Annotated in this window: 16 protein-coding genes; all 16 read left to right on the forward strand. The window is 46.1% G+C overall.

Annotated elements, in window-relative coordinates:
• Nucleotides 1-48: 48 nt before the first annotated feature.
• The 16 genes from lspA (at nt 49) to HYR79_04710 (ending at nt 15,933) form a co-directional block, all read left to right on the forward strand.
• Nucleotides 49-537, forward strand: a complete 489-nt coding sequence (lspA, locus tag HYR79_04635) for a signal peptidase II (GenBank protein MBI1820977.1) — start codon at nt 49-51, stop codon at nt 535-537.
• Nucleotides 538-590: 53 nt separating this feature from the next.
• Entirely contained in the window at nt 591-1,544 is a 954-nt protein-coding gene (locus HYR79_04640) for an RluA family pseudouridine synthase (GenBank protein ID MBI1820978.1), read from the forward strand.
• 298 nt (nt 1,545-1,842) lie between these two features.
• Nucleotides 1,843-2,280, forward strand: a complete 438-nt coding sequence (locus HYR79_04645) for a hypothetical protein (GenBank protein ID MBI1820979.1) — start codon at nt 1,843-1,845, stop codon at nt 2,278-2,280.
• Between the two features lie 38 nt (nt 2,281-2,318).
• Nucleotides 2,319-3,296 carry a zinc ABC transporter substrate-binding protein gene (locus tag HYR79_04650; protein MBI1820980.1) on the forward strand — a complete coding sequence of 326 codons (978 nt, stop codon included), beginning with the start codon at nt 2,319-2,321 and terminating at the stop codon, nt 3,294-3,296.
• A 101-nt stretch (nt 3,297-3,397) separates the two neighbouring features.
• Entirely contained in the window at nt 3,398-4,225 is an 828-nt protein-coding gene (locus HYR79_04655) for a metal ABC transporter substrate-binding protein (GenBank protein ID MBI1820981.1), read from the forward strand.
• Between the two features lie 253 nt (nt 4,226-4,478).
• Nucleotides 4,479-5,300: a metal ABC transporter ATP-binding protein gene (locus HYR79_04660; protein MBI1820982.1), complete on the forward strand. Its 822-nt coding sequence runs from the start codon at nt 4,479-4,481 to the stop codon at nt 5,298-5,300.
• 226 nt (nt 5,301-5,526) lie between these two features.
• The gene (locus tag HYR79_04665; GenBank protein MBI1820983.1) at nt 5,527-5,916 is read left to right on the forward strand and encodes a metal ABC transporter permease; all 390 of its coding nucleotides are present in this window, start codon (nt 5,527-5,529) and stop codon (nt 5,914-5,916) included.
• 88 nt (nt 5,917-6,004) lie between these two features.
• Complete coding sequence (locus tag HYR79_04670; protein ID MBI1820984.1) at nt 6,005-6,382, forward strand: zinc ribbon domain-containing protein; 378 nt, start codon at nt 6,005-6,007, stop codon at nt 6,380-6,382.
• On the forward strand, nt 6,379-8,094 hold the full coding sequence (gene tadA, locus HYR79_04675; protein ID MBI1820985.1) for a Flp pilus assembly complex ATPase component TadA: 1,716 nt from the start codon (nt 6,379-6,381) through the stop codon (nt 8,092-8,094). The genes HYR79_04670 and tadA overlap by 4 nt, the downstream gene beginning before the upstream one ends.
• Before the next feature lie 168 nt (nt 8,095-8,262).
• Nucleotides 8,263-8,640, forward strand: coding sequence for a response regulator (locus HYR79_04680; GenBank protein ID MBI1820986.1), 378 nt, complete (start codon nt 8,263-8,265; stop codon nt 8,638-8,640).
• 309 nt (nt 8,641-8,949) lie between these two features.
• Entirely contained in the window at nt 8,950-9,267 is a 318-nt protein-coding gene (locus tag HYR79_04685) for a DUF2384 domain-containing protein (protein ID MBI1820987.1), read from the forward strand.
• 105 nt (nt 9,268-9,372) lie between these two features.
• Nucleotides 9,373-9,729, forward strand: a complete 357-nt coding sequence (locus HYR79_04690) for an RES family NAD+ phosphorylase (GenBank protein MBI1820988.1) — start codon at nt 9,373-9,375, stop codon at nt 9,727-9,729.
• Between the two features lie 431 nt (nt 9,730-10,160).
• Nucleotides 10,161-11,324, forward strand: coding sequence for an MFS transporter (locus tag HYR79_04695; protein ID MBI1820989.1), 1,164 nt, complete (start codon nt 10,161-10,163; stop codon nt 11,322-11,324).
• The gene (locus HYR79_04700) at nt 11,276-13,018 is read left to right on the forward strand and encodes an AAA family ATPase (GenBank protein ID MBI1820990.1); all 1,743 of its coding nucleotides are present in this window, start codon (nt 11,276-11,278) and stop codon (nt 13,016-13,018) included. The genes HYR79_04695 and HYR79_04700 overlap by 49 nt, the downstream gene beginning before the upstream one ends.
• 27 nt (nt 13,019-13,045) lie before the next feature.
• Complete coding sequence (locus HYR79_04705; GenBank protein ID MBI1820991.1) at nt 13,046-14,404, forward strand: MBL fold metallo-hydrolase; 1,359 nt, start codon at nt 13,046-13,048, stop codon at nt 14,402-14,404.
• The gene (locus HYR79_04710) at nt 14,401-15,933 is read left to right on the forward strand and encodes a thymidine phosphorylase family protein (protein ID MBI1820992.1); all 1,533 of its coding nucleotides are present in this window, start codon (nt 14,401-14,403) and stop codon (nt 15,931-15,933) included. Before HYR79_04705 ends, HYR79_04710 begins: the two co-directional genes overlap by 4 nt.
• Nucleotides 15,934-16,114 lie beyond the last annotated feature (181 nt).

The following is a 16,114-nucleotide window of genomic DNA, read 5'->3' on the forward strand; positions in this document are numbered from 1 at the left end:
CCCCTGAATATCATGGAGAAATGACTTATTTATAGAAAACCTTTTAAAATTTATCTGGCCCTTTTTTCAATCGTGAGCCTGGTAATCCTGATCGACCAGGCCACCAAGTCCTTCATCGCCAAATCCTTTAAGCTGTATGAATCGATGGTTGTCATCCAGCATTTTTTTAGTTTAACCTATACCCGCAACCCCGGCGCGGCCTTTGGTTTTCTTGCCGGGCAGGATGGGCATTTCCGCGCGATCTTTTTTTTATTGATTTCCTGTGTGGCGCTGGTTTTTTTAGTCTATTTTTTTATGAATACCCCGCCGGAGGAACGTTTCTCGCTCGCGGCCATTTCGTTGATTTTAGGTGGGGCCATCGGGAACTTCTTAGACCGGGTTAAAATGGGAGAAGTTATTGATTTTTTGGACTTTTATATTGGACAGCACCATTGGTGGATTTTTAATGTTGCGGATTCCGCCATTACGGTTGGAATCTCTATTTTAGTTCTTCAGATGTTTTTAAAAAAAACAAAAGAGAGTGAAATTTTATCTTAATTTATAACGCGACAGATTTAAAATCCCTTCCCGATGAAAATCTTCCTCAGCAACTGGAGTTTAATGTTCCAAAGAGAGCCCCAAGCTGCCGCCTTGATCTTTATTTAATCAAGAGGGGGATCCCTTTGTCCAGGACACGGATTCAGAATTTAATTGAAGAGCAAAAAGTAACCGTTAATGCAAAACCGGTCAAGCCAGGTTATAAGATCCGGCCGGAGGACAAGATTCAACTTGTCGTTCCCGCACCGCGATCCATTTTGATAGAACCTGAAGCTATCCCCCTTGAAATTCTTTATCAGGATGAAGACCTCCTGGTTGTCAATAAAGCGGCTGGCCTGGTGATGCACCCGGCTCCCGGCAATTTCACCGGGACCCTGGTTCATGCCCTTCTGCATCATATCAAGGATTTAAAAGGAATTGGGGGGGAAGAAAGGCCGGGAATCGTCCATCGGCTTGATAAAGAAACCTCCGGGGTTGTCGTCATTGCAAAAGCTGATTTTCCTTTAACCCATCTGATGAAGCAGTTTAAAGCCCATACCATTGAAAAAGTCTACCTGGCCCTTGTCTGGGGAAAAGTGAAGCTGAATCAGGGCAAAGTCGACCTTTCAATTGGCCGGGATCAAAAAGACCGAAAAAAAATCTCCTCACATACCCAAAAACCAAAAAAGGCCCTCTCCCAGTATAAAGTTTTAAAACGTTTTAATTTAACGACAGATAAGGAAATGGCTGTGAGCCTGGTTGAAGTCAGGCCTGAAACCGGACGGACCCATCAAATCAGGGTTCATATGGCCTCGTTGGGCCACCCGGTTCTGGGCGACAAGACGTATGGCGGAAAACAGGACCGGCAAGGGTTAATTCAGGCGGAGAGACAGATGCTTCACGCCTCAACGATTTGTTTTGAACATCCGAGGACCAAACAACTCCTTTCCTTTACGGCTCCTATTCCTGCAGATATGAAAACGATTTTAGACCAGCTGGAAAAAGGCCATGATGTTCCTGTCCGATAATCCCGGTGGTGCAGTTAGATCTCGTGAATCGCAACCGGGGAAGTTCAAATAGGTAAAATATTTCAGGATAAAGTGAAAAAGTTTTCCCATACCTTATTCTGATTTTAAAATCAGGATGAAATATGAACAGCCTCGGTTCTTAAAATAGTCAATTAAATTAAGGATTTGAACGGGCTATTCATTTTTAACCCAAGAACAGAGTTAGAAAGCTGTCATTGCGAACAAAGTGAAGCAATCTCAAGACTTTACGATAAGATTGCCACGCACCCTTCGGTGCTCGCAATGACATGATTAATAAGTGGGTGCGAAGTCTATCGCTGGTCCCAAACGGGATAACCCGATTATTAATCAAAAAGATCCCAATCACTATGGAATGTTAACCTCGACCGGAGTAGCAGGAAAGAGTGACACCCTTTGGGGAGTTTATACAGAGGCCAGTTACCGGTATGCCTATCGTCATGAATTAGCCGCCCGGTTTGATTATGCGGCTCCCTCCAGCGAGGATTATATTGACCCTGCCAATCCAGGGTTAACAGGTTTAAAGCAGGAAGATTCCCATGTCCGGTATGCCGCCGCCTATCGTTATTACGTAAGCCCGGTTGCACGATGGACTTTTGAATACGATCACCTGAATGCAAGCGGTCTACAACAGGATAGTGATATTTTAATTGTCCAGTTGAATATGGGGTTAGGAACGGTGACACCCGGTGTGGGTAAATTTTTAACTTTATTTTAATCTGATCGACTACGAGCAGAACAGAAAAGGAGAATTGAATGATTTATCTTGATAAGTGTTTTAAAAAGTTTGTTTTATACAGCACCCTATTCTTGAGTTTAGCGATTTTCACCGGGACGTCGGAGGCAAAGCTCCTGGTGGTGGGGACAACCGAACATGAGGCCCTCCTGGCAAAACAGGTAGGGGGGGATTTAATTGATGTCCGGTGGATTGTCGGTGCAGATGAAGACGCCCATTTTGTAGAACCGAATAAAACCTTTCTTCCAATTCTCAATAAAGCCGATCTCTTATTAGTCAATGGACAGGATATTGAAGCCGGCTGGCTCGGTTTTCTCCTGGCAGATGGACGAAACGAAAAAATAAATAGGGATCAGGAACATTATATTAATTTATCCGAAGATGCGACCATTTTACCCTATACAGCGGAAGAACTTCGTCAAACAAAGTTTTATACCGTGATTCTCGGAATGGGTTTAGGAAAAACCGTTGGAAATCATCATTACTGGTTGGATCCGGCCAACGAAATCCCGATGATTCAAAATATCAAAAAAGCGTTGAGCAGTGTGGATCCGGGTAATTCCAAAACGTATGAATCCAATGCCCAGGGATTAATGTCCAGGTTAGAGGAAAAAATTAAAGAATGGGATGCTAAAATGGTTCCTTTCAAAGGAAAAAAGATTATCTCCTATCACCGGGATTGGACCTATCTGGCTCAACGTCATGGACTCGAAATCGTCAGTTACATTGAACCTAGAGAAATGACCCGGCCAACACAGGCAGATTACACGGGTCTTGCAAACCGGATTAAAGGTAAAGAAGTTTCCGCCATTCTTCTCACGGAAACTCAACGGCCTCCCTATGTCAATGTCGATAGCATAAGGGATCTTGCTGTCAAATTTCATTCAAAATTAATTATTCTTCCTGACTCGATGAGCGAGTCCGAAAAACGGACGGATGTTGTGGTTTATTTCGACCATGTTTATGAAGAATTAAGCAAGGCCTTAAGTCATCCGTAAATGAAATTTTATTGTCCGTACGGGCCGCTTTTATCTGTCACCGGTGAAGAAAACAATTTGACGAAAGACCCTTTCTAGGGCATGATAAATTTGATCAAACTATGAAAAAATTACTGCTGATTTTTCTTGTCTCTTTTTTTCCCCTGCAGACGATTTCCAATGAGGCATCGGCCAAACTTCTGGTTCTGTCGACCTATGAGCATTGGGCGGATTTGGCCCATCAAATTGGTGGAGACAAGATTGAATCCCGCTTTTTAGGAAAAGGGTATCAGAATCCCCATGAAATTTCTTCTACCCCTGCTTTTGTTCCCTTACTCAATAAAGCAGATCTTCTTTTGGTCAATGGTCAGGAGCTGGAGCTGAACTGGCTTCCTCAGGCGCTCATTCTCTGCCGGAATGAAAGGATTCAAAAAGGGGAGCACGGATATGTCGATGTCTCAAAAGATATTCCTTTGCTCCAGTATGATCAGGACGATTTAAAAGACTCTCCATTTGCCAGGCTCCTGGTTTTATTAAGCGCTGGAAAAATTGGAAACCATCACTACTGGATGGAGCCTTCCAATAATCTGATCATGGCTAAAAATATTGAAGAGGCTTTGGAAGCAGCCGATCCTGCCAATGCTTCTGTTTATCAAACGAATCTAAAGACTTTTTCAGACCGGTTTTCACAAAAGATTAAGGAATGGGATGCCATGATGGTCCCTTATGAAGGGGAAAAGATTGTCAGCTATCATAGAAGCTGGACCTATCTTGCCAGGCGCTATCATTGGACAATAGAGGATTATGTGGAACCGCACGAGACGATTCCTCCGAGCGCCTCCTACATGGCGGCGCTTGTCGAAAAAATGAAAAAAGAAAACGTGAAGATTATTTTAATGGAAAACTATCAAAATTTACAAATAGCCAAATCCACCCAAGACCAGCGATAGACTTCGCACCCACTTATTAATCATGTCATTGCGAGCACCGAAGGGTGCGTGGCAATCTTATCGTAAAGTCTTGAGATTGCTTCACTTTGTTCGCAATGACAGCTTTCTAACTCTGTTCTGCCTGTTTGATAAAATTTTTGGAGAATTTTCCAAAGCGTTTAAAAAAGTGCATCATATGTAGGGGCAGGCCCCCGTGCCTGCCCTGGGCGACCACAGGGGGCCGCCCCTACCATCATTATTAAAAGAGAAAATCATGGCGACGCAGATTGACATCAAAGATTTATCCATTGGATATCACAAAAAACCGCTTCTTTCGGGTATATCTCTGGCGATTCAAGATGGAGATTTTTGGGGAATTGTGGGTCCCAACGGAGCCGGGAAAACGACGTTTGTGAAAACCATTTTGGGAAGCGTCCCGCCGATTCATGGGGTAATTGAAAAAAGCAAGGACCTCATTGTAGGCTATGTCCCTCAACGGGGAACCCTGGATGATATTTTTCCTTTAACGGCCCTGGATGTGGTGCTCATGGGCCGTTATTCGAAAATAGGGCTCTTTCATCGGGTGAAGCCAAAAGACCGGAAGATTGCGTCAGATCTTTTGGAAAAAGTGGGGATTCCCCATCTGTCTCAAAAACCCTTCAGGCAACTTTCGGGAGGGCAGAAACAACGGGTTTTGATTGCCCGGGGCCTTGCCACGGAACCCAATATTTTAATTTTGGATGAGCCGACAGACGCCATGGATATTGAAGGGGAAAACAATATCATGAAGCTAATCATGTCTCTTCATGAAGAATCCAACATTACCATTTTAATGATAACCCATATTTTAAACCTGATTGCCAATTACGCAAAAAGTTTAATCATCATCCATGGGGAGGGCATTTTCGAAGCGGGTGAAACCGATCAGTTGCTCACGGACGAAAATTTAAAGAAAATCTATAAAATAGACCTGGATGTTCATAATCTTCATGGACAAAAATATGTGGTGGTTCATAGTCATGAAATCCAGCACAGCCATGCTCATCACGGGCACGCCCATCCCCATCATCCCGAGAAACCCAAAAAGAGGTATTAATGGACTGGTTGCGTCATATTCCGCTTCTATCGAATCTTTTGCTGGTGGAAAGCAACCCAAGAACAGCGATAGAAAGTTGTCATTGCGAGCGAAGCGAAGCAATCTCGCCATCGTGAACCGAGATCGCCACGCACCCTGCGGGCGCTCGCGATGACAGGCAAAACAAGGAGTTACAAATCCTATCGCTGTTCTTGCGCTCCTTTATAATGGTATTCTTGCCTGTACGTTGGCGGCACTGGTCAGTTCTTTTTTGGGTGTTTTTATTGTCTTAAAAAGAATTGTCTTTGTGAGCGCGGCGCTTTCCCAGGTTTCTGCGCTTGGAATCGCGATATCGATTCTGGCGGGGATTTTTTTTGGAATTCATTTCGGTGAAGGAGAGCAGAGTGGCTTTATTTCCATCCCTGCCGTTGTTTCGTTCCTTTTCGCGACGGCGGCCCTCCTTCTTTCAGACCATATCAGGCGGGTATTCTGGCTGGCGACCGTTTTTGGAATTATTTCTGCCCTCGTCGGGTTTTATTTGTCTTTTGTTTATTCTCTTCCCACCGGCTCTGCCATGCTGGCGACCTCCGCCTTTTTCCTTCTCCCGGGAATCGGAAAACGGTTTTTCGTTCATTAAACTCCCAACTCTTGTTTATTTGACATTCAGGTAGCGAGTGCTATCTTTTACAGAAGAGTGTAAAAAATAGGGGGAAAAGTTTGCCTTGATGATTTGTGAAAACTGTAACCATTCGAACAGGGATATCAGGATATTCTGCGGACAGTGCGGGCATAAAATAGCCTCGCCCTGTTTAAGATGTCATTTTATCAATGCTGACGGAGAAAACTATTGCGGCGGATGCGGGGGGCTGATTGGAACTCAGGAACCCACGGCCGAAACGCATTCATCCCTTGACCGCTCTGGAACCTCTCTTCATTCTGCCAAAAAATCGACTTCTCTTCCTCAGGGGGTTATGGACGAGCTTTTAATGATTCAAAAGGAGACGCTTTTAAAAGCCGGTGTTCAAGAAGACAAGAAACAATTAAGTCAAGAAGAGATTGAAAAGTTGATTCACAAAGAAGATCATTCGGAACCGGGTTCATGAGTGTCGTCAGGGCTGTCGAAAAAAAAATAGGAAATATTTTAAGGGACAAAAATTTGATCTCAGAGGCCGATTTAAATCATGCTTTGGAAGAACAGGCGAAAAAAGGAGACAAAACAAAACCAATCGGATCTTTTCTGGTTGAACTGGGATACGTTTCCGAACGAAATGTTGCCGAAGCCTTAGGTGTGCAGTTTAATATGGCCGTGATGGATTTGCAGGATGTAAATATTTCCAAAGAGCTCATTAAAATTATTCCTGAAACGGTTGCCAGAAGGTTTTTATTATTGCCCCTTTTTTTGATTGAAAAGGAACTCACCCTTGCCATAGCTGATCCCACCCATCTCGATATCATCAATGCTCTCGGAATTGAAAAGCGTTATAAAATCCAGTCGGTTCTTGCGTTACGGTCACAATTACAAAAATTTATTGAACTCAATTATACCGATGGCACGGAAAGTCTAGGAAATCAAATTGTTTCTCCAGAAGACGGGTTGAATGAAGGAGGTGCGGGATATGTCGAGAGGTTAAAAAAGGCTGGAAAAGAAACGTCCATTATTAAGATCGTCGACAAAATTCTATGTGAAGCCGTTGAGGAGGGTGCGAGCGATATTCATATTGAACCTGCGGAGTCCAAACTCATGGTTCGGTTTAGAGTAGACGGTATATTGAGAGAACAGGCCTCTTTTATCATGAACCTCCACCCCGCGATTACCTCGAGGATTAAAATCCTGTCCAATCTCGATATTTCGGAAAGGTCCAAACCACAAGATGGAAGAATTAATTTTATTCATCAAAAAAAAGAAATCGATCTTCGGGTTTCTCTTCTTCCCACTCAATATGGTGAAAAAGTCGTTCTCCGCATTTTGGATAAGACCAATATTCAACTGAAATTGGCGGATCTGGGATTTTTAGAGGACAACTACAAACGCCTGTCAAAAGTTATTTTTCAGCCCCACGGAATGGTTCTTGTCACCGGCCCTACAGGAAGTGGAAAGAGCACCACTCTGTACGCCGCCTTAAATACGATTCGGTCTATTGAGAAAAATATCATTACAGTTGAAGACCCGGTAGAATATCAACTGCCCCTGATCAACCAGGTACAGGTTAACCTTAAGAAGGATCTGACTTTTCCAACGGCCCTCCGGGCCATTTTAAGACAGGACCCCGATATTATTATGATTGGCGAAATTCGTGATACGGTGACAGGGAAAATCGCCACGGAATCCGCTTTGACCGGCCATCTTGTTTTAAGTACGCTCCATACGAATGATGCCATTTCTTCGGTGACGCGGCTGGTCGATATGGGAATTGAATCGTTTTTGCTCGGTTCGTCGTTATTGGGTGTGGTGGCGCAACGGCTGGTTAGAAAAATATGCCAGGAGTGCAAGGAAGCTTATACGCCAAAACCGGTGGAATTGGACCGTCTGGAACTGGGCGACCTTTCAAATTCCGGAGTGACTTTTTTTAAAGGAAAAGGGTGTCAGAAATGTAAGAATAATGGTTATAAAGGGAGGACCGGTATTCATGAGGTTTTATTGGTTGACGAAACCCTGCGGGAAATGATCATTGAACGGGCATCGTCAGAAAAAATGAGACAGACAGCCTTGAAAAACGGCTTTACGGATATGCGGTTTGACGGACTAAAAAAAATATTCTCCGGGGTGACAACCACTGAGGAGATCTTGCGGGCAACCCGATCAGAAATCCTTTAACAGGCTGTTGAAAAAGCCTCATTTGCTTCGTTCTCGTCGCTCGGCGATCCTCACGTACTTATGTGTACGCTCCGGTTGCCTCGCTTCTGCGGCCTAGCAACTGAAGCTTTTTGAACAGCCTGAAGAAAATGAGTTTTTCAACAAACTACGAGAGAAAGAGGTTAAAAAATGACTGAACAAAAGACGAAAAAAAGAGTGTTAATTGCCGACGACTCCAATTTCTTAAGGAATAGTTTAAAAAGTATTCTTGAAAAATTGCAATTTGAAGTGGTTGGGATGGTGGACAATGGTTTGACGGCCATTACCAAATATAAAGAATTAAAACCCGATGTTGTGATGATTGATATGATTATGCCTCAAATGGGAGGACTGGATTGCTTAAAACTTTTAAAAAAAATAGACCTAAATGCTGTTGCCGTGATGGTGAGTTCTGTCTCCACACAGGATACGGTAGTGTCTTGTCTGAAAGAGGGGGCCAAACATTATATTTTAAAACCGTTTGAGGAAAGCAAAGTCAAACAGGTCATGGAGTCCATTTTTAAATGATCTCTTTAACTTTCCTTCCTGCAAATTTCTATATTTTTTTCCTTAAGGCTTTCCCCGTTTAATGTCCTCCGCGTCACCGCCCTCAGAGGTTATAATATCGAGCATCGGTTTAAATTTAAACTGAATGCACCTTTCGATAATCCTCGTTTTTCGGTTCCTTTTTATAAGAATGTTTGGAGTGAATATTGATTTACCGGTCATGTAAAAATACGATATTTATTCTTGACATTATGGCGTGAATTGTTTAATCTAAATTGCATGAGAACTCAAAAAACAGTCAAACTCTTTTCTTCAATAAGTATTCCTGAAATGATCGAATTCATTCGGTCCTCTCTAAATCTTTCCCAGGAGGATTTAGCCCGTATACTAAATGTTTCGGTCCGAACCATTGTTCGCTGGGAGAAAGAAGGTGATCAGCCCCCCTCCCTGGAAAAGGAACGCCTTGAGATGATTCAGGAAGTAGTGGAAATTGCCAGAGACATCATGGATCCCGAAAATGTTCCTGGTTGGTTTTCAAGCCCCAAAGAGTCTTTTTCCGGTTTGCGACCTTTAGACCTTTTATCTACTTTTAGGGGTATAAAGAGGATGCAGGAATCCCTGGAAAGAATCCGGTGGGGAATCTTTTAAGCCTTGGCCAAAACAGGGCGTCTAGACCTTCTAGACAAAGTAAAGCCTAAAAAGTTATCCGCGAGAGTTTTTCGGATCATAGCCCGAGTCTACCAGCATCAACCTTTGTCGATGGAAGGGAGTATAACTTTTGGAGGCCGATATAATCCGTCCTATCAATTTGGAGCGCTTTATTTTGGATTGACACGGGAAATATGTTGGAAGGAAATAGAAAAGAAAAATGAAGGCCCTGTTAAAAGGACCCGCTTTAAACTTTTACCAGTCAGGGTCTCTTTACAGAAGGTATTGGATCTTACAGATTTTTCCATTCAAAAAATCTTAGCATTAAAAAACGAGGACTTAGTAAAACCCTTTGATTATGATCAAACACAAAAAATTGCAATCAGAGCGAGACAGATGGGCTATGAAGCTGTACTGGCCCACTCGTCAGCCGGAGAAGGCAAGATACTGGCAGTTTTTTAAGACCTCCTTCTTCAGGGATCGACTCTAAACATTGAAAAAAAGAAATAGTGACTCACTCAGTTTGCTACTGAAAAAATTCCGTTTTGTCCTTCCTTCCAGGAATCCACATATTTGCTCTTCTCAAAAAACAGTGCAGCTTACCAACGACTATCACTAATAATCAGGCTCTCGGTTTTTGAGGATTAGGTGGATTCTCGATAAAGACAATGAGTGCAGGGACTTGTTTCACAAACCCTGTCTCTCGGTATTTAATAACGGTATGACTCATTCCACCATACGACTTTGACAGGAGCCTCGAACCCGCGGGTTGTGAATGTCTTTGATTCTTCACTTTTTTTAAGTATAATTCCGCTTGATGTTGAAAATAACTTGTTCTTCTCTTCCTCTTCCTGTCATTTACAGGGATCATTCCTTTAAGAAGTAGCGAGTGAATGTTTAAGGCGATCTTAGGGCTTCCTTCCACAGTTTGGTTGTTGAGTTGGGTTAGTTTTCTAAATGATACGGCCGGTGAGCTGGTCTACTCCCTTCTCCCTCTTTACGTCACGTCGGTTTTAATGGCAGGCCCCAAAGTTCTGGGGCTGATCGAGGGAAGTGCCGAAGCGGCGGGGAGTCTCTTTAAATTGCTTTCAGGTATGCTGTCGGACAGGACCCGTTCCACCAAATCATGGGTGGTGGGAGGGTATTCCCTGGCCGCCATCTCCCGGCCGTTGCTCTCCTTTGCCCCTTCATGGCTGATGGTATTGGCGCTTCGATTGGGCGACCGATTGGGCAAGGGCTTGCGGAGTTCACCGCGCGACGCCCTTCTGGCTCTTTCGGTTCCTGTTCATCAGCGGGGTTTAGCTTTTGGATTTCATCGGGCCTTTGACAGCTTTGGAGCGGTCATTGGCCCATTATTAGCCTACTGGATGTTGTCCCGGCAAATGACGGTTAGAGAGATTTTCTTATGGGTTGCCGTGCCGGGGGGATTGACCGTGCTGTTGTCCCTCTTTATTCGAGAACCTCAACGGCAGGAAATTAAAACCCCTATCCCTTTTAACTGGAATTTCCATAGCTTTCCTCCACAATTTAAACGCTATTTGATGGTTCTGGCGTTGTTTACCCTCGGCAACGCTTCCAACACCTTTCTCCTTCTTCGGGCGAAGGACCTGGGATTGTCCAACGAACAGGTTCCTTTGATTTGGGCCCTGGTTTCACTTTCCGCCTCTCTTTTTTCTACTCCCTTGTCTGCCTTATCGGATAGAATCGGTCGAACCCGGCTGATTATTTTTGGGTGGAGCGTCTATGGTATTTTTTATTTGTTGCTTGGTTTTAACGGGAGACAGTTGTGGTCGCTCTGGGTTTTGTTTGCATTTTATGGATTATTTATGGCGGCCACTGAAGGGGTAGAAAAGGCGCTGGTTGCCGATCTTGCGCCCTCCACGCTGGTGGGGACGGCTTACGGCTGGTTTAACTTAACGACAGGCGTCATGCTCCTTCCCTCCTCACTCCTGTTCGGATGGCTCTGGCAGACCTGGACCCCTCAGCTTGCCTTTGGCGTTTCTGCAGGATGCGCGCTCCTTTCGGCCGTCTTACTGAAAATTTGGGTCATGAGATAAAATATGAAAATAGAATATCAACAAGTGAAGCAACCGGCTGCGCCGGTGCGGAACGTGGGGTTCGGGGGCATCGGAGCATCCGCCAGAGGCGGAGCGGACGGGTCCCTGAATATCAACAAGTGAAACAACCTCCTTTAATTGAAGCTCTCAAAAATCCTGCTGTTTACGATCATCCTGTTGAAAAAGTAGAATGGGTCGAAACCCATATTTCATGGGTATTTTTGACCGGAGCGTATGCCTATAAAATCAAGAAACCGGTTAACCTGGGCTTTGTCGATTTTTCTACCCTTGAAAAACGCCATATCTGCTGCCAGGAGGAACTGCGCCTCAACCGCAGGCTGGCTCCCTCGATTTACCTTGGTTTGATTAAAATTACCGGAAAAGAACATCATCCGGAGTTCAATGGAAACGGACCCATCCTTGAATATGCCGTAAAGATGACACAATTCGACCGGAATCAGGAGCTCGACCGGGTTCTGGAACGAGGCCTGCTTAAGCCAGAAGCCCTCGATGTTCTGGCAAAAGAGCTGGCGGCCTTTCATCAAGGGGCTGAAATAGCGGGACCAGAAAGCTTTTTCGGAACGCCGGAAGGGCTTGCTCAGCCGATGCGGGACAATTTCACGCGGATTCACGAAATGGTTCGAGACGCAAAGGAACTTGAACAAATTGAGAGGCTCCGCTCCTGGACCGAGTCGAAATTAGCCGCCCGCCGCGATGATTTTATTTCCCGGAGAAAATCGGGTTTTATTAGGGAATGTCATGGCGATCTTCATCTGGCCAACATGGTTTTAATTGACGGCCGCGTCGTCGTTTTCGACTGCCTGGAATTTAACGAGAATCTCAGATTTATTGACGTGATGAGCGATCTGGCGTTTCTTTTAATGGATCTCGATGATCGCGGCCACCCTGAGCTGGCACGCCGTTTCCTTAATACTTACCTGGAAGCCAGTGGAGATTATGCGGGCCTGAAGGTGTTGCGGACTTATCAGGTTTACCGGGCGATGGTTCGGGCAAAAGTGGCTTCGATCCGTTTAAGCCAGCAGGCTCTCGATTCCGGAGAGGAAAAACATCTTTGGGAAGAGCATCGGAGTTACATCGATCTTGCGGAAAAATATACCCGGCCAGATCCCGTCTCTCTCGTCATCACGCATGGCCCGTCCGGGGCCGGAAAAACGACCTTGACCCAGGGGCTTATTGAGAAACTGGATGCGGTTCGGATTCGAAGTGATGTTGAACGAAAACGACTGGCAGGTTTATCCCCCCTCGCTAAAACGACTGGAGAGGTTGGAGCCGGTATTTATGCTCCTGACCTGACCCGGAGACTTTACGATCAATTGGCCATTTTTGCATACGATCTTCTTAAAGCGGGTTATCCCGTACTTGTTGACGCGACCTTTTTAAGAAGAGCGTCACGTCAGATCTTTCATCATCTAGCCAGGCATTTGAGAGTGCCTTTTGTCATTCTGAATATTCATGCCTCTCCGAAAATATTACGGGAGCGAGTGGTCTTACGAAATAAAAAAGGCCTGGATGCCTCCGAGGCCGGTGTGACGGTCCTCGAACAGCAGTTGGCAACCGCGGAACCTTTGAGCCCGGAGGAAAGTTTCCATGCGGTAGAGATCGACGCGGATTCTCCCTTTGATCTTCCCGGAGTGATGGCAGATTTGAACCGTTTGATCAATAAGAGACCTTAGTTATTTACATTTGGAGGTGAAATTAAATTGGAGATTACCTTTTTAGGGGCTGCCAACACCGTAACCGGGTCTAAATATTTGGTGAGCGGCGGATCCAGGAAAATCCTGGTGGACTGCGGCCTTTTCCAGGGATTTAAGCAGTTACGATTAAGGAACCGGGCGCCCTTGCCGGTGAAACCGGAAGAAATTGACGCTGTCATTCTCACGCATGCTCATATTGACCATAGCGGTTATCTCCCTTTATTGGTAAAAAATGGCTTTTCAGGAAAGGTCTATTGCAGCCGGGGGACGAAGGATCTCTGTTCCATTCTTTTACCTGACAGCGGGTATTTGCAGGAAGAAGAGGCGGGATATATGAACGAACACAAATATTCAAAACATGCCACGGCGCTTCCTCTTTATACCCAGGAGGATGCCGAAAGATCCTTAAGACAATTTTCACCCTGTGAATTTGATCAGGAAGTTGACCTTGGCGGGGGTCTTCACTTTCGTCTTTTTCCGGCGGGGCATATTGTCGGTTCGTCACTTGTCCTATTAGAGGACGCGAAAACTTCTCTTTTGTTTTCCGGCGATCTTGGCCGTCTGAATGATTTAATCATGCAACCGCCAACGGTCATCCATAAGGCCGATTACCTGGTGATTGAATCAACGTATGGGGACCGCCTTCATGATCCGGCTGATCCGCGAATTGTTTTAGCCGAGATCATTAATCGGACGGTTCAGCGTGGTGGAATCATTTTAATTCCGGCTTTCGCGGTTGGCCGTGCGCAGGCGATCCTTTATTACGTTCATCTTCTCAAAAAAGAGAATGCCATTCCGGATATTCCGGTTTACCTCAACAGTCCGATGGCCATTGAAGCCACCGAGGTCTATCGTAACCATTACAGAGAGCACCGCTTAACGGCCGCGCAAAGCAGAGAAATGGGTTCTGTCGCGCATCTTGTTCATACTGCGGAGGAGTCAAAACGCCTGAACGCCAAACGAGACCCGATGATTTTGATTTCGGCAAGTGGCATGGCCACCGGCGGCCGCGTCCTTCATCACCTGAAAGCTTTTGCTCCGGATGAGAGAAATACGGTATTGTTTGTCGGATTTCAGGTGGGTGGAACACGCGGAGAAGCGATGATCAACGGCGCAAAATCAGTCAAGATTCATGGAAATTATATCCCTGTTCGCGCGGAAGTTGTTGCGCTCGATAATTTATCCGCCCACGCCGATTACAGTGAAATTCTGGCGTGGCTCCGCCATTTTGACGTCGCGCCCCGTGAAACCTTTATTACTCATGGAGAACCTGCGCCGGCAGATGCGTTGAGGCGTCGGATTAAGGAACAATTGGGTTGGCGCTGCCGCGTGGCGGACTACCTGGAAAAGGTGACGTTGACGTGAAAGAAAAAAAAGCTTTTTATTCGCTCCGTTTACGCCGGCTTGGAATTGATACCTATCAGGAGCCGGTTATCTACATGCGCCGGGATTGTCATGTCTGTCGATCCGAAGGTTTTGAAGCCCAATCGCGAATCCGCGTAGAAAACGGGAAACAATCGGTCCTCGCCACGTTGAACATTGTAACGACCGGTATTTTGTCACCCGGGGAGGCGGGTTTATCCGAAGCGGCCTGGCGCCTTCTCAAAGCCGAAGAAGGGGATGAAGTAACCGTTTCCCATCCGCCGCCGGTGGAATCTTTGAGTTATGTTAGAGGAAAGGTTTACGGAAAAAGGCTGAGTGAAACGGCAATGAGAGAGATCGTGGCTGACATCGCGGCTGGCCGTTATTCCGACGTCCATCTTTCGGCGTTTATTACGGCCTGTGCTGGAGGCCGCATGGATCTCCAGGAAATGGTCTCCTTGACTCAAGCGATGATTAATGCAGGCGACCAAATTCAATGGGATCGCTCACCGGTGATGGATAAACACTGCGTCGGAGGGCTCCCGGGCAATCGCACGACCCTCATCGTGGTTCCCATCATCGCGGCGTTTGGATTGATCATGCCTAAAACCTCTTCTCGCGCGATCACCTCTCCCGCTGGAACTGTGGACACGATGGAAACGCTGGCTCCGGTGAACCTGAAAATAGGCGCTATGCGGCGGGTGGTTGAGCGGGAAGGGGGGTGTATTGTATGGGGTGGAGCGGTCCGCTTGAGTCCGGCAGACGATATCCTGATCCGGGTAGAACGACCGTTGGATTTTGACAGCCCTGAACAGGTTGTTTCCTCGATTCTATCCAAAAAAGTGGCGGCAGGGTCGACCCATGTCGTCATTGACGTTCCTGTTGGAAAAACGGCCAAGGTCAGGGATCAGGAATCCGCGGAGACCCTTCGACGCCATTTGGAGGAGGTTGGCCGTTTTGTGGGTTTAAACGTTTGTGTGTTGATTACCGACGGGACCCAGCCTGTTGGCCGGGGAATTGGCCCCGCGTTGGAAGCGAGGGATGTTCTTGCGGTTTTACGTAGAGAAAAAAACGCGCCCCAGGATCTTCTCGAACGGTCGATTCTTCTGGCCGGCCAAATCCTCGAATTTTCTTCCCGGGTTAAAAAAGGAGAAGGCCGACACATGGCCAGGGCGATTTTAAGCGATGGACGGGCATGGCAAAAATTTCAAGCGATTTGTGAAGCCCAGGGGGGCATGCGGGAGCCAGCCCAGGCAACATATTCCCGTGAAATCACCGCGCGTTCTGCGGGAATCGTCGCCAGTATCGAAAACCGTCGACTGGCCAGGGTAGCCAAACTCTCCGGGGCTCCCACGGCCCCTTCGGCCGGAGTTGACCTCCATACTCCGGCAGGGACCCGGGTAGAAAAAGGTCAGCCGGTGTTTACGATTTATGCGGAAACGCCGGGAGAACTTGATTATGCGCTGGCCTATGTGGAAACACAGCCTGATATTGTGTATATTCAGGATATCGGACAACGGATTGGGCAGTGAACCTCTTTGCCCTCAAGTAAAGAAACGGAACAACGATGTCCCGCCCAAGAACAGAGTTAGAAAGCTGTCATTGCGAACAAAGTGAAGCAATCTCAAGACTTTACGATAAGATTGCCACGCACCCTTCGGTGCTCGCAATGACATGATTAATAAGTGGGTGCGAAGTCTATCGCTGGTCTTG

It is taken from the genome of Nitrospirota bacterium, from assembly GCA_016178585.1.
Classification (GTDB): Bacteria; Nitrospirota; Nitrospiria; order JACQBW01; family JACQBW01; genus JACOTA01.